Genomic DNA, 22,812 nt, shown 5'->3' with positions numbered 1-22,812 from the left:
ACCTCCTGTAGATTTGCTTGAAAACATTTATACCGTTTCAAAGAAAAAGCCTTCATCTCTATTGCAGACATGAAGGCAGTAATTTCAAAAGTCATAGTCAAGGACTATTATTATCGAATTACCTCGGCAGGGAATTAAGCTCGTAACGAGCACCTACTGTCTACGGTACAAATGATATTCATTTATTCACAACAAAACTTATTATAACAACAATAGTTTTGGAATGTCAATTATTATTTATTGAAAGTAGAAGGATCAACTTTCACACCAGGGCCCATTGTAGTAGTTACAGAAACGTTTTTCATGTAAGTTCCTTTAGCAGCCGCAGGTTTAACTTTCATTAACGTATCATAGATAGTAGTGAAGTTTTCCACTAGTTTAGCATCTTCGAAAGATACTTTACCGATTGGAGCATGGATGTTACCAGCTTTATCTACGCGGTATTCAACTTTACCAGCTTTGATTTCATTAACAGCTTTCGTTACGTCGAATGTTACAGTGCCAGTTTTAGGGTTAGGCATTAATCCTTTAGGTCCTAATACACGGCCAAGTTTACCAACTTCACCCATCATGTCTGGAGTCGCAACGATTACGTCGAATTCGAACCATCCTTGTTGGATTTTGTTGATGAAGTCAGATTCGCCAACGTAGTCAGCACCAGCAGCTTCCGCTTCTTTTGCTTTTTCGCCTTTAGCGAATACTAATACGCGTTGAGTTTTACCAGTACCATTCGGTAGAACAACCGCTCCACGAATTTGTTGGTCAGCTTTCTTAGGGTCTACGCCTAAACGGAAAGCAACTTCAACAGTCGCATCGAATTTTGCGAAGTTAGCTTTTTTAGCAACTTCGATTGCTTCAGTTACAGCATAAGCCTTAGAAACTTCTACAAGCTTAGCTGCTTCAAGATACTTTTTACCTTTTTTAGCCATGATATAAATCCTCCTAAATTGTGGTTTTAACGGTATAACCTCCCACGAATAAAGGTTGCGAGTATCAATCGCAACCCCGTAGAAACAAATAGCAATTACATGGATTAGTCTTCGATGACAATACCCATGCTGCGAGCAGTACCTTCAACCATACGCATTGCAGCTTCAACGCTTGCAGCGTTTAGGTCAGGCATTTTAGTTTCAGCAATCTCGCGCACTTGATCACGCTTGACTGTAGCAACTTTTTTACGGTTAGGTTCACCAGAACCAGACTCGATACCAGCTACTTTCTTAAGCAATACTGCAGCCGGTGGAGTTTTTGTAATGAATGTAAATGAACGGTCTTCAAATACCGTGATTTCAACAGGAATAATTAGACCAGCTTGATCTGCTGTACGAGCGTTGAACTCCTTACAGAATCCCATGATGTTTACACCAGCTTGACCTAATGCAGGACCGACTGGCGGTGCCGGATTCGCTTTACCAGCAGGAATTTGCAATTTAACCATTTTAATTACTTTTTTAGCCACGAGACACACCTCCTTATAAGTCCGTGATGTGGTAATAGGGATATACCCTCCCACTCATCTTGAATTCTTTATATATTAATAAAGAATGCTTGTATCGTTGAGGCCTAAAAATTGAAACATACTGACCTTTGAAATTTTACCACTTTCAAAAGACAATTTCAAGTTTTTTTCCGTTTATAATTTTTCCACTTGATTAAAATCAAGTTCAACCGGTGTATCACGACCGAACATATTGACTAGAACCCTTACTTTACCTTTATCTTTATCAAGTTCTTCAATAGGTCCTGCAAAGGTTGCAAATGGTCCTTCTTTAACTTGAACCGTTTCACCGATTTCAAAATCAACTTCGAATTTACTTTCATCCACGCCCATTCGTTTAAGAACGACTTCAATTTCTTCCGGCAGCAACGCAGTCGGTTTTGACCCAGCTCCAGATGAACCTACGAAGCCTGTTACGCCAGGCGTATTCCGGACAACATACCAAGAATCATCCGTCATGATGATCTCAACCAGTACATAACCTGGGAACACTTTCTTTTTGGTCACTTTCTTTTTGCCATCTTTAATTTCCGTTTCTTCTTCTTCTGGAACTACAACGCGAAAGATCTTGTCTTCCATCCCCATAGTCTCAACACGTTTTTCCAAGTTAGCCTTAACCTTATTCTCATAACCTGAATAGGTGTGAACTACATACCAATTCTTTTCCATGTGTTAGGACTTTAACGTCCTTCCCTCCCTGCAATCAATCATTTTCTTTATTAATCTTTATCTTTGAACGTTTTAGCCAAAATACCAAACCGTCGTCATCCCGACTTAACTAGAATAAATTATGATGATTCATATTACAGCAGTGCTCGATATTGAACTTCTTCACTTCTTAAAAAAGACAAATTAAAAAACCCGTTTCCGGGCTTTTCTGCTGACACATATTATTCTATCACTATTATACCTTATTTTCGAATCTCTTATTCAATAACTAAGCGAATTAATTCGGAAATGCCCAAATCGACCACTGTAAAGAATAGAGCCATAAACAATACAGTCGTCACTACCACGATTGTATATTTGGTAAGCTCCTTGCGTTTAGGCCAGCTTACTTTTTGCATTTCGCGAGCGACTCCGCTGAAAAATTCGGTAAAACGTTTCATGAATGTATCCTCCAAGCATTAGAAGCTTCTGTCAATCTATTTATAAAACGGTTATTTCGTTTCTTTATGAATCGAGTGTGAGTTGCACGTGCTGCAAAATTTCTTGATTTCCAGGCGGTCTCCGCTTGTCGATTGTTTGCTTTCATAACTATAATTTCTTGAACCGCAATCAGTGCAGGCAAGAACTATTTTTTTTCGCATTAGATACACCTATCCTATCTACTATATCCATAAAACCTTATCACGGCTGTTTTTTATTGTCAATGTCAAAGCGGGTTTCGCCCATTATGGATACCGGAAATCAAACCGTTGGTTTCTTAACATCCCATTAAAAATTTCAGTGAATAATAAACTTCCATGTGGAGAAGGGACAGATGAAATTAAGCGGAAAAAGCGGAGGGATTATAAACTGATTTCCCTTACTTCCAGATAGCGCTCGAGCTTTCTTTTCACCCGCTGAAGGGCGTTGTCGATTGACTTAACATGTCGGTTCAACTCTTCCGAAATTTCTTGGTAGGTTTGTCCATCCAGGTAAAGAGCTAACACTTTTCTCTCAAGATCACTCAGGAGCTCGGCCATCTTTAATTCGATATCGTCAAACTCTTCTTGGTTGATGATAAGCTCTTCCGGGTCCAAAACTTTCGTACCCGATATAATATCCATTAGAGTTCGGTCCGATTCCTCATCATAAATGGGCTTGTCCAGGGAAACATAGGAATTGAGCGGAATATGTTTTTGACGTGTTGCTGTTTTGATAGCTGTTATGATCTGCCTCGTAATGCACAGTTCTGCAAATGCTTTAAAGGAAGATAACTTATCCCCTTTAAAATCACGGACGGCTTTATATAAACCAATCATACCTTCTTGCACGATGTCTTCCTTATCTGCACCAATTAAGAAATAAGTCCTTGCTTTTGCTCTAACAAAATTACGATACTTTTGGATCAAATAATCCAGCGCTTCACTATCACCAGTGTGAACCAACCCTATCAATTCATCATCCTCAAACTGCAGATACTTTTCGTTCAGCTTCATTCCGAATTTGAGACCCACATTATATCCCCCTGACCTGACTCAGATAGAAATATTATACAGCAGGTAAAATTTACCCGTCAATGGTTCAAATTTTACCTCGGCGCCATTTTTCGAAAATTTCTGCCACTTCTTCACTTAAAGGAATTTTAACCGCGGGTTTTATTGTCGTTGTTTTTCTTACATCTTTCTTGATTTCCCCTTGAATTTCTTTCATTTCAATAAGCAGTTCACGAGCGGATTTCCTTAGAGCCCCTTGGCCAAAGATCACCCACTGTTCTGTAAAGTCAGAGGTTGCCACTTGGATTTGCGTTTTAACGTTATTCAGTTCAATGGCCATCTTTTCTATTCTTTCATCCGCAGTTTCATTTTCTTTTGTGAAAATTACATCAACTTTATGATTTTTGAATATACGGGCAATCCCCTGAACATATTGAGCGTCAAATACGACAATTACACGGTATCCGGTAAATGCTTGATATTCCGCCATCATTTCAATCAACCGGTCTCTTGCAGCAGCAAGATCCCGTTCTTTTAATTCTCTCAGTTCCGGCCAGGCTCCAATAATGTTATAACCGTCCACCAACAGAATGTTCATCCCATCATTGCCCTAGAGGATTTCTTTTTCTATAAACCTCATACATCAATAAACCGGCTGCTACCGATGCATTTAACGAAGTTACCTGTCCTGCCATGGGAAGACGGATGAGAAAATCACATTTATCCTTCATTAACCGGGCCATACCTTTTCCTTCGCTACCGATAACAAGTCCGATAGGCATCATTCCGTCCATGTTACGGTAATCATCGCTGCCTTTCGCATCGGTACCCACTATCCATACCCCTCGCTCTTTCAACTCTTCCACTGCCCTTGCCAAATTTGTCACGCGAGCAACCGGAATATATTCAATCGCACCAGTTGAAGCTTTCGCAACTGTTGCCGTCAAGCCCACCGCTCTTCTTTTTGGAATGATGATTCCATGGGCACCGACTGCATCAGCCGTCCTCATAATCGAACCTAAATTATGCGGATCTTCAACTTCATCAAGAATCATGAAAAAAGGTGCTTCGTCCCGTTCAGCCGCTTTTGCGAATAGGTCATCCAATTCCACATATTCATATGCAGCCACTTGTGCGACAACACCTTGATGGATGCCTTCTGCCATTTGGTCAATTTTTTTCTTCGGCACGATTTGCACGAATACCTTCTTTTCCTTCGCCAGACCGATAAGTGGTTGCATCGAGCCTTTTTGCGAGCCTTCGGCTATCCAAATTTTATTAATATCCCGTTCGGAGCGAAGAGCTTCCAATACGGGGTTTCTGCCAATGATATATTCTTCGCTCATGGGTTACTCCCCTTTTCTTCTTCAATGTATTCAATAGATTTTTTGATTAGTTCTTCCATTCTTTCTATTCGACCGGATAAATACAAAAATCCTATAAGTGCCTCGAAAGCGGTACTGTAGCGATACGTTTGCACATCCGTATTCTTCGGGACCGAACCGGATTTTGCATTTCGGCCGCGCCGAACCACAGCGGATTCCTCTTCCGATAACCAATCTGACTCAAGGAAAAAATGGATAATCTTATTTTGAGCTTTAGCCGCTACAAAAGATGTAGCTTTTTTGTGAAGTAGATTGGGCTTGACCGCACCATTTTGAATGAGATGATGCCGGATATACGTTTCGTATACAGCATCACCTATATAAGCTAAAGCCAAACTGTTCAGCATTTTTGCATCTACGTTACTATCGTAATGAAGCATTAATTACCCTCTTTTCCATCTTGTACCTTGAGGGGTATCCTCTAATATGATATTCATGTTTTTCAAACGATCACGAATTTCATCAGATAACCCAAAATTGCGGTCTTTCCGCGCTTGAATTCTCTGCTGGATCAAACCTTCGATTTCTTCATCCAAAAGCCCATCTTCTTCAAGTGACAAACCTAGGACAGAAAATAAGGTATTGAATTTTTCAAGGAAAGCATCAATGACTTCCTTGTCTGTGTTTTTCTCCATCAAGTAATAATTTGCCTGTTTGGAAAGTTCGAAGAGTATGGATATTGCATTAGCTGTGTTGAAATCATCGTCCATTTCCTTAATGAATTGTTCATGTAATCCATTAAGCTTCTCCAACCAAATATCATTATTCTCAGTCAATCCGTCGCTTACCTGAAGGCGATGCTTTAAGTTTTGATAAGATGTCCTTAACCGATCAAGGGACGCTTTTACATTTTCAAGCACTTCTTCACTATAATTGATGGGATGACGGTAATGTACGGATAACATAAAGAAGCGTAACACTTGTGGATCATGCTTCTGAATGATGTCATGCACAAGAACGAAATTGCCTAATGACTTAGACATTTTTTCATTCTCAATATTTATATACCCGTTATGCATCCAATAATTCGCAAAGGTCTTACCTGTCAAAGCTTCGGATTGTGCAATTTCATTTTCATGATGCGGGAAAGCTAGATCTTGACCTCCTGCATGAATATCGATTGTATCGCCCAAATACTTTTTGACCATTGCGGAGCATTCTATATGCCAGCCAGGACGCCCTTTTCCCCATGGGCTCTCCCAAGATATTTCATCATCCTTGGCCGTCTTCCAAAGGGCAAAATCAAGGGAATCTTGTTTTTTCTCACCTATTTCAATACGGGCCCCTACTCGCAGCTCATCGATGGACTGATGTGAAAGTTTTCCATACCCCTCAAACTTACGGGTACGGTAATACACATCCCCTTCAGATTCATAAGCAAATCCTTTTTCAATCAATGCCGAGATGAATTCAATGATTGCATCCATGTTCTCCATTACGGTTGGGTGAGCATCCGCTTTTTTGCAGCCCAATGCGGACACATCTTCAAAATAAGCCTTGATGAAACGCTCTGATATTGTCGGGACATCTTCGCCCAATTCTTTTGCCGCGCGAATCAGCTTATCATCCACATCCGTAAAGTTCGAAACGAATTGCACATCATATCCACGGTAGTCCAAATACCTACGAACGGTATCGAATACGATTGCCGGTCGTGCATTACCAATATGAATGTAATTATAGACAGTGGGTCCGCATACATACATCTTCACCTTTCCCTCTTCAATCGGGACGAAGGTTTCCTTTTTTCTTGTAGCTGTGTTATATATTTTAATCGCCATATTATAGACTCCTTTCTTCCTGCTTTTGTTCAGCCAGCTTCGCTCTTAAGGCCCTGAGTTCACTATCCAATTCCTTAAAGCGATCAGCGATTGGATCAGGAAGATCACAATGATTTAGGTCTTTGTTGATTTTGATACCATCTTGAATGACTACTTTACCTGGAATTCCCACCACTGTAGAATTAGGTGGCACTTCCTTTAAAACGACCGATCCTGCACCGATTTTTGAGTTTTCCCCAACAGTGATGGAACCCAGCACTTTTGCTCCTGTAGCAATCAACACATTATCCTTTATCGTAGGATGACGTTTTCCCTTTTCCTTTCCTGTCCCCCCAAGGGTTACACCTTGAAAGACAGATACATTGTCACCAATCTCACAAGTTTCGCCAATGACGATTCCCATTCCATGGTCAATGAAGAAACGACGGCCAATGGTAGCTCCTGGATGAATTTCAATTCCGGTGAAAAACCGGCTGATTTGAGATATACTTCTCGCTAGGAAAAAGAACTTCTTCTTGAATAGCGCGTGAGCCATCCTATGACTCCAAATCGCATGTAAACCTGCATACGTCAAAATGACTTCCACATAACTGCGCGCAGCAGGATCTTGATCAAAAACCACTTCGATATCCTCTTTAAACATCTTTAACAAAATGATTCCCCCTATGTTCCGTCCTTTTCCTACATCCCCTTTTGAAGCTTTTAATGCATATAAAAAAGCGTCTCTGTCCAAATAGACAGAGACGCTTTAAGCGCGGTTCCACTCTGTTTGGAATATACGAAGCAGGTAAAGCTTTCCCCTGTTTTTTCATCCCCAACTTTAATCCCTGTAACGGAGGACATTCCGCCTGTGCCTACTATAGGTTAGTTCAGCAAAGGACTCAAGGGTGCATTTCAGAAAACGAGAGGCTTGAACCACTTTCAGCAGGTTATGGTTCTCTCTAAAAAGCTTCGTTTACTTACTTCTCCCCATCTACGCGTTCTTTTGTAAGATTATTAAATACTATATTACATTTTTGACAAATTGTTAATATAAAATACTCTGAATACGCTGTTTAATTTTTTCTTTGCCCAGTAATGAAATGGCCTTAGGCAAGTCAGGACCATGTGTTTGACCCGTGACGGCCGCCCTTATCGGCATGAATAATTTTTTCCCTTTATGCCCTGTGCTTTTTTGTACCGCTTTAATCGACTTCTTGATTTCATCCGCATTAAATTCTGCAAGCCCTTCGATTTCCTGAAGGAAAGCTTCCATGACTTCCGGTACCTGTTCTTCTGCCAATACTTCCTTAGCTTCTGGCTCAAACTCGACCTCATCCTTGAAAAACAGTTCAGATAGCTCAACTATTTCCGCTCCATAGCTCATCTGCTCTTGAAAAAGGGAAACAAGGCCATGTACCCACTCTTCTTCTTCAGCGGTTAGTGTTTCTGAGACCTTCCCAGCTTTAATTAAGTGAGGCATTGACAATTCCACTGCACGATTTACGTCCAATTGCTTCACGTATTGGTTATTCATCCATGTAAGCTTTTGCTTATCGAAAAGTGCAGGTGATTTAGACAACCGAGCAGCATCGAAAAGATTAATGAACTCTTCTTTCGTGAAAATCTCTTCCTCCCCGACCGGAGACCATCCTAATAATGTAATGAAATTGAATAAAGCCTCAGGTACATAACCAAGCTCTTCATATTGCTCAATGAATTGAATGATCGATTCATCACGTTTACTCAGTTTCTTCCTGCTTTCGTTTACAATTAGCGTCATATGTCCGAATACCGGCGGTTCCCAGCCGAATGCTTCATAAATCATCAATTGTTTCGGAGTATTGGAGATATGATCATCACCGCGAAGGACATGGGAAATCTTCATCAAGTGATCATCGACTGCCACTGCAAAGTTATAGGTCGGTATGCCATCTTTTTTAACGATAACAAAATCACCAAAACCATCTGTTTCAAACGAAACGTCATCCTTGACCATATCTTTGAAAGTAAGGACTTTCCCCGCTGGAACGGCAAAGCGAATGCTAGGTTTTCGTCCTTCAGCCACTAGTTCACTTTGCTCTTCTTCAGTTAAATGCCTGCACTTCCCTGAATATTTTGGCGTCTCATTCCGTTCGACCTGTCCTTCACGCTCTGCTTCAAGCTCTTCTTCCGTACAATAGCATTTATATGCCAAACCCTTATCTAAAAGCTCTTGATACAATTCCTGATAAAGGTCGTTCCTTTCTGATTGACGATATGGCCCGTATTCACCGCCAACATCCACACCTTCATCCCAGTCCATACCAAGCCATTTCAAATATTTAAGCTGACTTTCCTCTCCACCTTCAATATTTCTCTTTTGGTCGGTATCTTCAATCCGGATGATGAATTTCCCGCCTTTGTTTCGTGCGTATAAATAATTAAATAAAGCCGTCCGTGCATTACCTATATGTAAATGTCCAGTCGGACTCGGTGCATAGCGAACTCGAATATCACTGCTCATGATATATATAGACCTCCCAGTCGTTCTTTTCTATTGTTTATTTTATCATTTATATACATTTGGTTAAAGGCATCCACTCTAAAAACAAATTAGTTTGATTTAACCAATAAGACAACAGCCTGTGCAGCGATTCCTTCGCTTCTGCCTGTAAATCCAAGTTTCTCTGTAGTGGTCGCCTTTACATTAATTCTATCTATCGAGGCATCTAAAAGTTCTGCAATCCTGCCTCGCATTTCCTCAATATACGGTGCCATTTTCGGGCTTTGTGCAATGATTGTACAGTCCGCATTACCTAAAGAATATCCTTCTTTTTTTACAATCGCCCAAATATACTGCAACAGCTTTGCCGAATCGGCATCTTTAAATTCAGGATCGGTATCCGGAAAATGCTTACCGATATCCCCTGCACCGATTGCCCCCAAGCAGGCATCAGCAACAGTATGCAAAAGGACATCCGCATCCGAATGACCTAACAAACCTTTCTCATGCGGAATCGTAATTCCGCCAATAATCAAGGGTCTACCCTCTACAAGCTGATGAACGTCATATCCTTGTCCAATTCGAAACATATCATTCTCCCCAATCATCGTTTTCCATGTTGTTGTTTATGTAAAATCGCTTCTGCAAAATATCGGTCTTCCTGAGTCGTAATTTTAATATTATCATAATTGCCCTCAATAATAACTACCTGTTCATTGATCCGTTCTAGCAAACTTGCATCGTCCGTCCCTAAAAAAGCTTCAGCCTCTGCCTGTTCATACGCCCTTTTTAATATGGATACACGAAAAGCTTGTGGAGTTTGCACCGCCCACAAGCTTGATCGTTCCACCGTTTCCAATACCTTTTTATCAGTAACTTTTTTAATCGTATCCTTTACGGGCACTGCAATGACAGCACCTCCATGAAGGGAAGCTGCGGTAGTCAATTCTCTGATTTGCCCTGGATTGATAAAAGGGCGAGCCCCGTCGTGGACCAGAATGATTTCTTCCCCAGCATGTTGCAGCCCATTATAAACGCTTTGTTGGCGCTCCTTGCCACCCATGACGAGTTTCTTGACCTTTTTAAGCCCATACGTTGCTATCAATTGACTGAAATAATCCTTTTCTGCCGGGTTTATTGAAAGGATAATCCCCCGGCAGTCAGGATCTTCTTCAAAGACACGAAGTGTATAAACAATAATCGGGATACCCGATAGTTCAATAAAAAGTTTATTCTTGCCCGCCTTCATTCTTTTTCCTTGTCCAGCTGCAGGTATCACTACTTCATAAAACATAACGGTTTCTCCTACTCTTCTTTATAATGCTTTTTCTAATAGTTTCGGTTTAGCGAATATCATACGTCCTGCAGAGGTTTGCAGTACACTTGTGACAAGTACATCGATTCGTTTCCCAATATGGTCACGACCACCTTCTACAACGATCATTGTACCATCGTCTAAATAAGCAATGCCCTGATTCTGCTCTTTCCCGTCCTTAATGACCTGAACATTCATCTCTTCCCCAGGAAGTACAACAGGTTTTACGGCATTGGCAAGGTCATTGATATTAAGGACCGCCACATTTTGAAACTCGCATACTTTGTTTAAATTGAAATCATTGGTAACGACCATTCCGCCCGATATTTTGGCAAGCTTCACAAGTTTACTATCCACTTCCTGGATGTCTTCAAAATCTCCCTCGTACATCTCCACTTTAATCGGAAGGTCTTTTTGAATCCGATTCAGGATATCCAAACCACGTCTTCCACGATTCCTTTTCAATGCATCAGATGAATCAGCAATGTGCTGTAGTTCGTTTAATACGAATTGAGGGATGACTATGGTACCCTCCAGAAAGCCTGTCTGACAGATATCCGCAATTCTACCGTCAATGATGACGCTTGTATCGAGAATCTTCAGCCGCTTGCTATACCCCTCTTCGTCCTCTTCACTTACTTCACCATCAGTATTCTTTTTCTTATTACTTTTCGTAAATAAACTCAATAGTTCATCACGTTTTTTAAAGCCCACCTGGAAACCAAGATAACCAAATAAAAGCGTAAGGATGATAGGAACCACCTTGATGGCACTGAAGGCTGAACCAACCAAGAACGCCGCAAGCAGCCCCACTAAAAGACCGACGCTGCCAAAGATTATGTCCGTAATCGGTATCTTAACAAGCTGTTCCTCCAGCCACTTCATAAAATAGATCACATGATCTACTGCCCAAAAAGTAATAAGATAAAAGATAATGGCACCCAACAGTACACTTACATAAGGATTGTTTATTAAAGCAATATCGTCTGCATGTAAAACAATTAATAATTCTGGAATAAGTAACATACCAAGTGTTCCGCCGACTATTAAGAAGCATGCTTGTATAATGCGTTTTAACATCCCTTTCACCTCCCTCTACTCATTATTGACCAATAAAATAAAATGAAACCTTCGAAAATTCGTTTTCATTATATACGTGAAATTCACTTAAGGAATTAGTGGATTTACTAATATGACTCCTTCTCTTTTTCGTAATATTAGCCTAGCACCCTGAGTTTTGAGTGTCAAAAATAAACACTAATCAATTTCAAGCTAATCCAGGGAAATTTTGAAGGCCAGCTGCACCTTACATCCTTCTATTTGTGACCAACTGATTTTTTAAAATGCGGAGTCCTTCTTTAATTTTATTGGCACGGACTTCGCCAATACCCTCTACATCGTCAAGGTTTTGAACTGTTGCTTTATTGACTTCGCTAAAGCTTCCGAACTGTTTCACTAAATTTTCGATAATCAAACCCGGCAAGCGTGGAATCTTATGAAGAATACGGTAACCACGGGGATGTACTGACTCATCAAGATGTATGTATCCGTGGTAGCCCAGCACCTTTAGAAGTATGCTTTCGTCCAATTTTTCCTGCATGGCCAACTCTTGAAGCCGAAAAATGATATCCTCTGGTTTTTCATCATTACTGGAAATATAGTCCTTGATAAGCCACTTTCCTTCCGTTTCAATATCTGCCAGGATTTCATTCATTTGCAGACGGATCAATCTTCCTTCCGTACCAAGCTCATTAAGGTAAGTAAGTAGCTCCGCCTTGATTCTGAGTACCATTACATAACGGTGCAATACCTGCAAAAGATCGGCATAGGTCACGATTTCCTCAAACTCTAATGCTCCTAATACTGATATGCTCTGCTGTAGGACCACCTTGTATTTTTCCAAGGTTTGAATGGCTAAATTAGCCTTAGCAAGTATGACCCCTATATCTTTGAGGGCATACCGGAAATTGCCTTGATATAAAGTGATGACATTCCGGCGTTGTGATATTGCGACGACCAACGACTTGGTCTCCCTTGCTACACGTTCCGCTGTCCGATGCCGCATTCCCGTTTCAGTGGAAGGTGTACTGTTATCCGGCACTAATTGGGCATTTGCGAAAATGATCGTATCGGCTTTTTCATTTAAAATGATGGCCCCGTCCATCTTCGCCAGCTCATACAATGTACTTGGGGTACAGCTACAGTTGATTTCGAAGCCGCCATCTACGATAGTTCGAACCTTCTCGTTATATCCAACCACTATCAAACCACCCGTATTTGCCCTCAGGACATTTTCAATACCCTCTCGAAGCGGGGTACCTGGAGCTACAATTTGCAGAATCTCCAATTTTGTTTTCTCATACCCTTTTTTATCTGTCATACTTACCCCCCTAACGATTGTTGAAGAGCCTCCGAGACCGATGAAACACCAACGATCTTAATACCTTTTGGCGCGGTCCATCCCCCTATATTATTAGCCGGTATGATCACCCGCTCAAACCCTAGTTTTGCTGCTTCTTGCACCCTTTGTTCAATTCTTGACACTCTTCTTACCTCCCCAGTCAGCCCCACTTCACCAATGATGCAATCGGTAGGGTTTGTTGGTTTATCACGGAAACTAGAGGCAATGCTGATTGCGACGGCGAGATCAATTGCCGGTTCATCCAGCTTGACACCACCAGCAACCTTTAAATACGCATCTTGGTTTTGGAGCAGCAAGCCCACTCTCTTTTCCAGAACAGCCATTAAGAGCGAAACTCGATTGTGGTCTATCCCTGTGGCCATTCGCCTTGGATTGCCAAAACTAGTAGGTGAAATCAATGCTTGAATTTCAACAAGCACCGGCCTTGTTCCTTCCATGGATGCGACTACTGTGGAACCCGAAGCTCCTTGAGACCGTTCTTCAAGGAAAATTTCCGATGGATTCGCGACCTCTTCCAAACCATGTTCTTTCATTTCAAATATACCCATCTCATTCGTCGAACCAAATCGGTTTTTGACAGCACGTATGATTCGATATGTATGGTGTCTTTCACCTTCGAAATATAAAACGGTGTCTACCATATGCTCAAGCAGCCGTGGCCCTGCAATGGCCCCTTCTTTTGTAACGTGTCCGACGATAAAGATCGCAATCCCATTCGTTTTAGCAATGCGCATGAGTGAGGCTGTGCATTCCCTAACTTGTGAAACGCTTCCCGGGGCAGATGTAACCTCCGAATGGTACACCGTTTGAATGGAGTCAATAATGACCAAATCCGGTTTTACCTCTGTAATCGCCTGTTGGATATAGTCCATATCGGTTTCAGCATAGACGAATAGATTTTCTGACATGGTCCCAAGCCGGTCCGCTCTCAATTTGGTTTGCTTGACTGACTCTTCACCTGATATATAAAGCACTTTTTTCTGTTTATGTGCCAATTGGGAGGATACCTGCAAAAGTAGAGTCGATTTACCTATACCCGGATCGCCTCCGATCAATACAAGTGACCCCTGTACGATCCCGCCCCCAAGAGCACGATTCAATTCCATTAAATCCGTCTTAATCCGTGGTTCTTTTTCTGATTGAATAGTAGTTATGGGCGCTGCCTTTTCCCTTTCCCCGGAACCACTAACCTCGGAATGGGTAAAAGCACCTTTTCTAGCAGGTTTAACGATTTCAGTTTCCTCGACCATTTTGTTCCATTCACCGCAACCTGGGCATTTCCCCATCCATTTCGCGGATTCATATCCACAAGACTGACACATAAATTTGGTTTTCTTCTTTACAGCCATAAATTACTCCTCTTTCTTTGGAAAAAATACCTATTTTAAGGATATTATATCTCTGTTTTATTTAAACCTTCTTAAGGCTAAGTTTTTTAAAAAAAATAATCACTCTACATTGTCCAACTTATACTCATTTTTACCTATGGATAAAAAACAGAGGTACACTGCAAAAAAATCTGCCGTGTACCTCGAAGTTTAGAATCAGGTTATTCACTTACATTAACAGGCTCACCTTGTCGGATTGCAAACTCATTATTCACGACATCCATCACGACCGTTTGCCCTTTTTTCACGTTACCCTTAAGCAACTCCTCGGAAAGATAATCTTCTACATGCTTCTGAAGCGCCCTGCGGATTGGTCGTGCCCCATATTCAGGATCGAAACCTTCCGTAGCAATTTTTTCTCTAGCAGCATCTGTCAGTTCCAAGTATATTTCCTGTTCTTTCAAACGGGTAGTAAGCTGATTTGACATTAATGTGACGATTTGTTTTAAATGATCCTTCTCTAATGAGTGGAACACGATAGTTTCATCAATACGATTCAGGAATTCCGGACGGAATGCTCGTTTGAGTTCTTCCATCACTTTCCCTTTCATATTTTTGTAATCCTGGCCGGTATCCTGGATGTTAAAGCCGACATACTTATCAATTTTTAAGGCAGATGCCCCTACATTCGATGTCATAATCAGAATGGTATTCCTGAAATCGACAGTACGCCCCTTGGAATCTGTCAGTCTTCCATCTTCCAAAACTTGAAGAAGAATATTGAAGACATCTGGATGGGCCTTTTCTATTTCATCAAGCAGAACGACTGAATATGGTTTCCTCCGCACTTTTTCCGTTAACTGTCCGCCTTCTTCGTATCCAACATATCCTGGAGGGGATCCAACAAGACGTGAAGTCGAATGTTTCTCCATATATTCGGACATATCTATACGGATCATAGCATCTTCATCACCAAAAATGGATTCAGCTAAAGCACGGGCAAGCTCGGTTTTACCGACCCCTGTAGGTCCCAAGAAGATGAATGAACCAATTGGACGTTTAGGATCTTTCAAACCTGCTCTTGCGCGTCGTACTGCTTTAGAAACCGCAATGACGGCCTCTTCCTGCCCAATTACGCGATCGTGGAGGATTGATTCCATATTAAGCAGTTTATCTGACTCTGTTTGCGCCAGTTTAGTGACTGGAACTCCCGTCCAGCTGGATACGACGTGCGCAATATCATCCACAGTCACTTCACTGTTCTCTTGCCCTTGTTTTTCTTTCCAAGTCTTTTTCGTTTCTTCCAATTGTTCTCTTAAGCGTTGTTCTGTATCGCGAAGCGAAGCAGCTTTTTCAAATTCCTGGCTCTGAACGGAAGCATCCTTTTCCTTACGAACATCATCTAGCTTCACTTCAAGTTCCTTTAAGTTTGGTGGCGTTGTGTATGAACGTAACCTGACCTTGGATCCAGCTTCATCAATCAAGTCAATCGCTTTGTCCGGTAAAAAGCGATCGGAAATATAACGGTCGGATAATTTGACTGCGGCATCAATCGCTTCGTCAGTAATCGAGACACGGTGATGGGCTTCATAACGGTCACGCAAACCCTTGAGAATTTGAATGGATTCTTTCATGGTCGGTTCATCTACTTGGATTGGCTGGAAACGACGTTCAAGCGCAGCATCTTTTTCAATATACTTACGGTACTCATCCAAAGTGGTAGCACCGATACATTGTAATTCACCACGCGCCAATGATGGTTTAAGGATATTGGAGGCATCGATTGCGCCTTCTGCACCGCCTGCACCAATCAATGTGTGCAATTCATCGATGAATAAGATGATATTACCCGCCTGACGAATTTCATCCATCACTTTCTTCAATCGGTCCTCGAATTCACCCCGATATTTAGTACCTGCCACAACAGTACCCATATCTAGGGTCATTACGCGTTTATCTCGTAAAATTTCAGGTACCTCATTATTGATGATCTGTTGGGCAAGCCCTTCAGCAATGGCTGTTTTACCTACCCCAGGTTCACCGATTAATACTGGGTTATTTTTTGTACGACGGCTTAATACCTCAATGACACGCTGTATTTCCTTACTTCTTCCGATAACGGGATCCAAGCTTCCTTCCCGGGCAATCGCCGTTAAATCACGGGCAAGGCCATCCAGTGTCGGTGTGCTAGCATTTGAAGCAGCTGAACCTTGATGACCACCTGATTCATTGCTGCCCAAAAGTTGTAATACCTGTTGTCGGGCTTTATTTAAACTTACTCCCAGATTATTCAACACGCGGGCGGCTACACCTTCCCCTTCTCGTATCAGACCAAGAAGTACATGCTCTGTTCCAACATATGAATGACCTAATTTTCTCGCCTCATCCATGGAAAGCTCAATGACTTTCTTAGCTCTTGGGGTATAATGTATCGTTTGAGCCGTATCCTGTCCACGGCCAATTAAATTTTCCACTTCTTTCTGAATCTTATCCGGTCCCAATCCAAGAGCATATAACGCTTTGGCTGCAATGCCATCACCTTCTCGGACCAGGCCCAGTAAAATATGTTCCGTGCCAATATTGTTATGACCTAAACGGATTGCCTCTTCTTGGGCTAATGCTAATACTTTCTGGGCTCTTTCAGTAAAACGACCAAACATCATAGGGAATTCCTCCTTAAGAATTTTCGTTTTGAATAAAGTTGTAGACAATTCTCTAAGTAATGGCAGGTTCTTGCTCCATATCTATTCATGAATATTGGTACTCACCAAAGAGGATAATGACCTCTATGAGGAGGAAGATTCCGTGAAATTCAAGCGTTCTCGGATGAGTGCTGCTCTACGGATATCCCTTTCATGGGATTTTAAAGGGCCACCTGCATACTTTTGTAAAAATCCCGACTGTGTCAAAATCATCAACTCATTTAGAATGCTTTTAGAAATATTTTTTATATACCCAAGATCTATACCTAGCCTAACATCTGAGATACAGGTAGCAGCTTCCTTGGTCTCGATGATTCGAGCATTGGACAATATCCCATATGAACGGAAAACTCTATCTTCTAATTGTATGTGGGAAGTCCTCGCTAATGCATCCCGCGCTGACCGTTCCTGGGCTATGATTTGTTGCACTACACTTGTTAGATCTTCAACGATATCCCTCTCCGACTTTCCGAGAGTGATTTGATTAGAGATTTGAAAGATATTCCCTAACGCTTGACTGCCCTCTCCATAAATCCCTCGTACCACCAACCCCAATTGGTTGATAGCCGGTATGATATTATTCATTTGCTGAGTAAGGACCAGGCCTGGCAGATGCATCATGACTGAAGCCCTTAATCCTGTTCCCACATTAGTTGGACAACTAGTTAGGTATCCTCTTTCTTCATCATATGCATAGTCTATGGATTCTTCAATCCAATCGTCAAGAACATTTGCAATCTTTAAAGTTTCCTTTAGCTGCAACCCCGACATTAAACACTGAATACGGAGATGATCCTCTTCGTTTATCATGATACTGATTTCTTCATTTTCCGAAAGGAGACATGCGCTTTTCGCTGATTCCTCAACTAAATGAGGGCTGATTAAATGTTTTTCAACGAGAACGCGCTTTTCCAGTGGCTGTAATTGGTCAATCTCTAGAAGTTCCAGCTTCCCAATCTCTCGAGTAACTTCCTCTTCAATTCTTTTTTTGACCAATTCAATTATTTTTTTAGCTTCTTCGTTAGAAAAGGAGGTTGGGAAGGTAAAGTCTTTGAAATTCCTGGCCAATCGAATCCTGGAACTCAATACAATATCGATCTCCGGCCCTTCGGCACTCATCCAGGAACTCAAGGCGTTTTCTACAAACTTTTCCAAGCTCATAATTCCTCGCCTCCCTCTTGTGCATCATACCTTTTTTCAAGGGAACGAACCTTATCTCTTACCTCTGCCGCTTTCTCAAACTCCTCTTGAATAATGTGGGTCTTTAAAACTTCTTTCAAATCCAAAATTTGCTTTCGAAGATATATGGTGCCACCAATCCTTTTTGGAATTTTCCCTATATGTGCTGTATTGCCGCTATGAACCCTTTTTAAAATAGGGTTTAACTGTTCATTGAATGTTTTATAACATTCGGCACAGCCAAACTTACCAATATGGACAAATTCTTTATAGGAACGATGACAATTCGGGCAACGCCTCTCTTCCGATTTGGGTAATGCATTTGCCTTTGTCTGTTGAATATTCGACTCCATATTCAACAATCCTGCTAATAAATTATTTATTGAAAAACCAGGTCCCCCTGCATCCATGAACATCTCACCTTTTTCCTGAGCACATTTCTCACAAATCATGACTTCAGTCTTTTTTCCATTGATGATTTTGGTGAAGTGTAGGGTAGCAGGCCTTTGATGACATTCTTGGCAAATCAACGTTCATCACCTCTGCCAGTTTCATTTATATTTTAAAGTCGTAAGCATCGCAGTTAAAATTCTTGCCCTAAGCTCATCGCGGTCAGGTAGGTCGATATAAATCACCGATCTATCTATGACACTCATCATAATCTTTGCTTCTCTTTCATTAATGACTTCCTCATTCATCAGCCGGGAAATTACTCCTTCAGCCATCGATTGAGTTACCCTAGAGCCAATAAGCGATAATAATTGGTTAATAAGTTGCACGGAATCCTGTGATTCCACTTTCATGATGCGTATATAACCGCCGCCTCCACGCTTACTCTCTACAACATAACCTCTCTCGATTGTAAACCGGGTATTGATTACGTAATTGATTTGAGAAGGAACACACTGAAATTTATCTGCTATTTCACTTCTTTTAATCTCTAAGATATCTTTTTGACTTATTTCCAGCACTTGCTTCAAATAAGTTTCGATAACATCAGATATGTTTCTCACTCAGCCTCCTCCATTCTGACTTTGACTATATTTGACTATTATTATACAAGGAAAAATGCATTTTGCAACTTAAACGCACTTTCTTTCTGTATTATCCATTTTCTCCAAATTATATGTAGTTACATACCCCATTGAACATTAAAGTTGAAATATCTTACATAAATACCCTGAAAAGATAAATGCAAAACCTGCAATTTTTTCTTCTCCTCAAAGCTCCTTCACCTAAATTCAACCTTTTTCTCCAGCTCGTCCGTTCCCTCTAATGGTATTTTAACCAACAAATAGATCCAGCCCTATGCTGACCCTGGAGATAAAAAACCTATTCGTTAATTAGAATATTAAAAAAGACCAGCCAGAATGGCTGATCTTAGATATGGCTTGGCGGCGTCCTACTCTCACAGGGGGAAACCCCCAACTACCATCGGCGCTGAAGAGCTTAACTGCCGTGTTCGGAATGGGAACGGGTGTGACCTCTTCGCTATCGCCACCAAACAATAAAGGAACGTTGTTCCTTCAAAACTAGATAATAAGAAGGTATTTCATTTTTTAAAAAGCGTTGGTTAAGTCCTCGATCTATTAGTATCAGTCAGCTCCACATGTCGCCACGCTTCCACCTCTGACCTATCAACCTGATCATCTTTCAGGGATCTTACTAGCTTGCGCCATGGGAAATCTCATCTTGAGGGGGGCTTCATGCTTAGATGCTTTCAGCACTTATCCCGTCCGCACGTAGCTACCCAGCTATGCCTTTGGCAAGACAACTGGTACACCAGCGGTGCGTCCATCCCGGTCCTCTCGTACTAAGGACAGCTCCTCTCAAATTTCCTGCGCCCGCGACGGATAGGGACCGAACTGTCTCACGACGTTCTGAACCCAGCTCGCGTACCGCTTTAATGGGCGAACAGCCCAACCCTTGGGACCGACTACAGCCCCAGGATGCGATGAGCCGACATCGAGGTGCCAAACCTCCCCGTCGATGTGGACTCTTGGGGGAGATAAGCCTGTTATCCCCGGGGTAGCTTTTATCCGTTGAGCGATGGCCCTTCCATGCGGAACCACCGGATCACTAAGCCCGACTTTCGTCCCTGCTCGACTTGTAGGTCTCGCAGTCAAGCTCCCTTGTGCCTTTACACTCTACGAATGATTTCCAACCATTCTGAGGGAACCTTTGGGCGCCTCCGTTACTCTTTAGGAGGCGACCGCCCCAGTCAAACTGCCCACCTGACACTGTCTCCCACCCCGATAAGGGGCGCGGGTTAGAATTTCAATACAGCCAGGGTAGTATCCCACCAACGCCTCCACCGAAGCTAGCGCTCCGGCTTCTCAGGCTCCTACCTATCCTGTACAAGCTGTACCAAAATTCAATATCAGGCTGCAGTAAAGCTCCACGGGGTCTTTCCGTCCTGTCGCGGGTAACCTGCATCTTCACAGGTACTATAATTTCACCGAGTCTCTCGTTGAGACAGTGCCCAGATCGTTACACCTTTCGTGCGGGTCGGAACTTACCCGACAAGGAATTTCGCTACCTTAGGACCGTTATAGTTACGGCCGCCGTTTACTGGGGCTTCGGTTCAAAGCTTCGCTTGCGCTAACCTCTCCCCTTAACCTTCCAGCACCGGGCAGGTGTCAGCCCCTATACTTCGCCTTGCGGCTTCGCAGAGACCTGTGTTTTTGCTAAACAGTCGCCTGGGCCTATTCACTGCGGCTTTTCCGGGCTATTCACCCTAAAAAGCACCCCTTCTCCCGAAGTTACGGGGTCATTTTGCCGAGTTCCTTAACGAGAGTTCTCTCGCACACCTTAGGATTCTCTCCTCGCCTACCTGTGTCGGTTTGCGGTACGGGCACCTTACATCTCACTAGAGGCTTTTCTTGGCAGCGTGGAATCAGGAACTTCGGTACTATATTTCCCTCGCCATCACAGCTCCGCCTTAATGGAAACGGGATTTGCCTCGTTTCCGGCCTAACTGCTTGGACGCGCATATCCAACAGCGCGCTTACCCTATCCTTCTGCGTCCCCCCATCGTTCAAACGATGTATAGGTGGTACAGGAATATCAACCTGTTGTCCATCGCCTACGCCTTTCGGCCTCGGCTTAGGTCCCGACTAACCCTGAGCGGACGAGCCTTCCTCAGGAAACCTTAGGCATTCGGTGGAAGGGATTCTCACCCTTCTTTCGCTACTCATACCGGCATTCTCACTTCTAAGCGCTCCACCAGTCCTTCCGGTCTGACTTCAACGCCCTTAGAACGCTCTCCTACCATCGACACCTAATGGTGTCAATCCACAGCTTCGGTGATACGTTTAGCCCCGGTACATTTTCGGCGCGGAGTCACTCGACCAGTGAGCTATTACGCACTCTTTAAATGGTGGCTGCTTCTGAGCCAACATCCTGGTTGTCTAAGCAACTCCACATCCTTTTCCACTTAACGTATACTTTGGGACCTTAGCTGGTGGTCTGGGCTGTTTCCCTTTCGACTACGGATCTTATCACTCGCAGTCTGACTCCCAAGAATAAGTATTTGGCATTCGGAGTTTGACTGAATTCGGTAACCCGTTGGGGGCCCCTAGTCCAATCAGTGCTCTACCTCCAATACTCTCATCTTGAGGCTAGCCCTAAAGCTATTTCGGAGAGAACCAGCTATCTCCAGGTTCGATTGGAATTTCTCCGCTACCCACACCTCATCCCCGCACTTTTCAACGTGCGTGGGTTCGGGCCTCCATTCAGTGTTACCTGAACTTCACCCTGGACATGGGTAGATCACCTGGTTTCGGGTCTACGACCTCATACTCATTCGCCCTATTCAGACTCGCTTTCGCTGCGGCTCCGTCTTATCAACTTAACCTCGCATGAAATCGTAACTCGCCGGTTCATTCTACAAAAGGCACGCCATTACCCATTAACGGGCTTTGACTACTTGTAGGCACACGGTTTCAGGATCTATTTCACTCCCCTTCCGGGGTGCTTTTCACCTTTCCCTCACGGTACTGGTTCACTATCGGTCACTAGGGAGTATTTAGCCTTGGGAGATGGTCCTCCCTGCTTCCGACGGGATTTCTCGTGTCCCGCCGTACTCAGGATCCACTCAGGAGGGAACGAAGTTTCAACTACAGGGTTTTTACCTTCTTTGACGGACCTTTCCAGGTCACTTCATTTACCCCGTTCCTTTGTAACTCCATGTTGAGTGTCCTACAACCCCAAGAGGCAAGCCTCTTGGTTTGGGCTAATTCCGTTTCGCTCGCCGCTACTCAGGAAATCGCATTTGCTTTCTCTTCCTCCGGGTACTTAGATGTTTCAGTTCCCCGGGTCTGCCTTCAGTACCCTATGTATTCAGGTAAAGATACTGTTCCATTACGAACAGTGGGTTTCCCCATTCGGAAATCTCCGGATCAAAGCTTACTTACAGCTCCCCGAAGCATATCGGTGTTAGTCCCGTCCTTCATCGGCTCCTAGTGCCAAGGCATCCACCGTGCGCCCTTTCTAACTTAACCGTTAAAAAGATCTTACAGATGCTTTGAAAAAAATTAATTGCCTTCTATCTATTATCTAGTTTTCAAGGAACAAAGCAGAAAGAATCCATCACATC

The 22,812-nt window shown here is 42.7% G+C and carries 21 protein-coding genes, 2 rRNA genes and 2 other annotated features; all 23 genes read right to left on the bottom strand.

The genetic code is table 11. The features are described from left to right. Positions 1 to 33: 33 nt before the first annotated feature. Positions 34 to 184 (bottom strand) — a sequence feature (ribosomal protein L10 leader region). 49 nt (positions 185 to 233) lie between these two features. The 23 genes from rplA to ACDZ29_RS11065 all read right to left on the bottom strand — a co-directional run bounded on the left by rplA (position 234) and on the right by ACDZ29_RS11065 (position 22,717). After that, complete coding sequence (gene rplA, locus ACDZ29_RS11175) at positions 234 to 929, bottom strand: 50S ribosomal protein L1 (protein ID WP_061440375.1); 696 nt, start codon at positions 927 to 929, stop codon at positions 234 to 236. Between the two features lie 104 nt (positions 930 to 1,033). Continuing rightward, a complete protein-coding gene (gene rplK, locus ACDZ29_RS11170) occupies positions 1,034 to 1,459 on the bottom strand; it encodes a 50S ribosomal protein L11 (RefSeq protein WP_063235791.1) in 426 nt (141 codons plus the stop codon). A 174-nt stretch (positions 1,460 to 1,633) separates the two neighbouring features. Beyond that, on the bottom strand, positions 1,634 to 2,167 hold the full coding sequence (gene nusG, locus ACDZ29_RS11165) for a transcription termination/antitermination protein NusG (protein WP_289323327.1): 534 nt from the start codon (positions 2,165 to 2,167) through the stop codon (positions 1,634 to 1,636). 257 nt (positions 2,168 to 2,424) lie between these two features. Beyond that, the gene (gene secE / locus ACDZ29_RS11160; RefSeq protein WP_214751063.1) at positions 2,425 to 2,607 is read right to left on the bottom strand and encodes a preprotein translocase subunit SecE; all 183 of its coding nucleotides are present in this window, start codon (positions 2,605 to 2,607) and stop codon (positions 2,425 to 2,427) included. A gap of 51 nt (positions 2,608 to 2,658) precedes the next feature. Continuing rightward, positions 2,659 to 2,808, bottom strand: a complete 150-nt coding sequence (gene rpmG / locus ACDZ29_RS11155; protein ID WP_289323326.1) for a 50S ribosomal protein L33 — start codon at positions 2,806 to 2,808, stop codon at positions 2,659 to 2,661. Between the two features lie 201 nt (positions 2,809 to 3,009). Continuing rightward, the gene (gene sigH / locus ACDZ29_RS11150; RefSeq protein WP_094246690.1) at positions 3,010 to 3,642 is read right to left on the bottom strand and encodes an RNA polymerase sporulation sigma factor SigH; all 633 of its coding nucleotides are present in this window, start codon (positions 3,640 to 3,642) and stop codon (positions 3,010 to 3,012) included. An 85-nt stretch (positions 3,643 to 3,727) separates the two neighbouring features. After that, a complete protein-coding gene (locus tag ACDZ29_RS11145) occupies positions 3,728 to 4,237 on the bottom strand; it encodes an NYN domain-containing protein (RefSeq protein WP_289323325.1) in 510 nt (169 codons plus the stop codon). A 4-nt stretch (positions 4,238 to 4,241) separates the two neighbouring features. Continuing rightward, positions 4,242 to 4,985 (bottom strand): 23S rRNA (guanosine(2251)-2'-O)-methyltransferase RlmB, encoded by a 744-nt coding sequence (gene rlmB / locus ACDZ29_RS11140; protein ID WP_375090844.1) that lies wholly within the window; start codon positions 4,983 to 4,985, stop codon positions 4,242 to 4,244. Beyond that, positions 4,982 to 5,404 carry a Mini-ribonuclease 3 gene (locus ACDZ29_RS11135; RefSeq protein ID WP_375090843.1) on the bottom strand — a complete coding sequence of 141 codons (423 nt, stop codon included), beginning with the start codon at positions 5,402 to 5,404 and terminating at the stop codon, positions 4,982 to 4,984. Before ACDZ29_RS11135 ends, rlmB begins: the two co-directional genes overlap by 4 nt. Before the next feature lie 3 nt (positions 5,405 to 5,407). Further along, positions 5,408 to 6,805, bottom strand: coding sequence for a cysteine--tRNA ligase (cysS, locus tag ACDZ29_RS11130; RefSeq protein WP_289323323.1), 1,398 nt, complete (start codon positions 6,803 to 6,805; stop codon positions 5,408 to 5,410). A 1-nt stretch (position 6,806) separates the two neighbouring features. Then, positions 6,807 to 7,457, bottom strand: coding sequence for a serine O-acetyltransferase (cysE, locus tag ACDZ29_RS11125; RefSeq protein ID WP_289323322.1), 651 nt, complete (start codon positions 7,455 to 7,457; stop codon positions 6,807 to 6,809). Positions 7,458 to 7,541: 84 nt separating this feature from the next. Continuing rightward, positions 7,542 to 7,790 (bottom strand) — a binding site (T-box leader). Between the two features lie 42 nt (positions 7,791 to 7,832). Further along, the gene (gene gltX / locus ACDZ29_RS11120; protein ID WP_289323321.1) at positions 7,833 to 9,290 is read right to left on the bottom strand and encodes a glutamate--tRNA ligase; all 1,458 of its coding nucleotides are present in this window, start codon (positions 9,288 to 9,290) and stop codon (positions 7,833 to 7,835) included. 89 nt (positions 9,291 to 9,379) lie between these two features. After that, positions 9,380 to 9,859, bottom strand: coding sequence for a 2-C-methyl-D-erythritol 2,4-cyclodiphosphate synthase (gene ispF / locus ACDZ29_RS11115; protein ID WP_095395284.1), 480 nt, complete (start codon positions 9,857 to 9,859; stop codon positions 9,380 to 9,382). Between the two features lie 14 nt (positions 9,860 to 9,873). Next, on the bottom strand, positions 9,874 to 10,563 hold the full coding sequence (gene ispD / locus ACDZ29_RS11110) for a 2-C-methyl-D-erythritol 4-phosphate cytidylyltransferase (protein ID WP_375090842.1): 690 nt from the start codon (positions 10,561 to 10,563) through the stop codon (positions 9,874 to 9,876). A gap of 21 nt (positions 10,564 to 10,584) precedes the next feature. Beyond that, on the bottom strand, positions 10,585 to 11,664 hold the full coding sequence (locus ACDZ29_RS11105; protein WP_289323318.1) for a PIN/TRAM domain-containing protein: 1,080 nt from the start codon (positions 11,662 to 11,664) through the stop codon (positions 10,585 to 10,587). Between the two features lie 226 nt (positions 11,665 to 11,890). Then, a complete protein-coding gene (gene disA, locus ACDZ29_RS11100; RefSeq protein ID WP_289318632.1) occupies positions 11,891 to 12,964 on the bottom strand; it encodes a DNA integrity scanning diadenylate cyclase DisA in 1,074 nt (357 codons plus the stop codon). A gap of 2 nt (positions 12,965 to 12,966) precedes the next feature. Next, positions 12,967 to 14,355, bottom strand: coding sequence for a DNA repair protein RadA (radA, locus tag ACDZ29_RS11095; protein ID WP_375090841.1), 1,389 nt, complete (start codon positions 14,353 to 14,355; stop codon positions 12,967 to 12,969). Between the two features lie 200 nt (positions 14,356 to 14,555). Next, positions 14,556 to 16,997 carry an ATP-dependent protease ATP-binding subunit ClpC gene (gene clpC / locus ACDZ29_RS11090; RefSeq protein WP_289323316.1) on the bottom strand — a complete coding sequence of 814 codons (2,442 nt, stop codon included), beginning with the start codon at positions 16,995 to 16,997 and terminating at the stop codon, positions 14,556 to 14,558. 123 nt (positions 16,998 to 17,120) lie between these two features. Continuing rightward, complete coding sequence (locus ACDZ29_RS11085) at positions 17,121 to 18,197, bottom strand: protein arginine kinase (protein ID WP_375090840.1); 1,077 nt, start codon at positions 18,195 to 18,197, stop codon at positions 17,121 to 17,123. Next, positions 18,194 to 18,745 (bottom strand): hypothetical protein, encoded by a 552-nt coding sequence (locus ACDZ29_RS11080; protein WP_375090839.1) that lies wholly within the window; start codon positions 18,743 to 18,745, stop codon positions 18,194 to 18,196. Before ACDZ29_RS11080 ends, ACDZ29_RS11085 begins: the two co-directional genes overlap by 4 nt. 21 nt (positions 18,746 to 18,766) lie before the next feature. Then, positions 18,767 to 19,228, bottom strand: coding sequence for a CtsR family transcriptional regulator (locus ACDZ29_RS11075; protein WP_289318627.1), 462 nt, complete (start codon positions 19,226 to 19,228; stop codon positions 18,767 to 18,769). 376 nt (positions 19,229 to 19,604) lie between these two features. Then, a 5S ribosomal RNA gene (rrf, locus tag ACDZ29_RS11070) occupies positions 19,605 to 19,720 on the bottom strand. A 64-nt stretch (positions 19,721 to 19,784) separates the two neighbouring features. After that, positions 19,785 to 22,717 (bottom strand): 23S ribosomal RNA (locus ACDZ29_RS11065). Between the last annotated feature and the right edge of the window lie 95 nt (positions 22,718 to 22,812).

Origin of the sequence: Peribacillus sp. RS7, assembly GCF_041956845.1 — a bacterium.
GTDB lineage: Bacteria > Bacillota > Bacilli > Bacillales > DSM-1321 > Peribacillus.
This window is presented reverse-complemented; position numbering and strand designations above follow the sequence as displayed.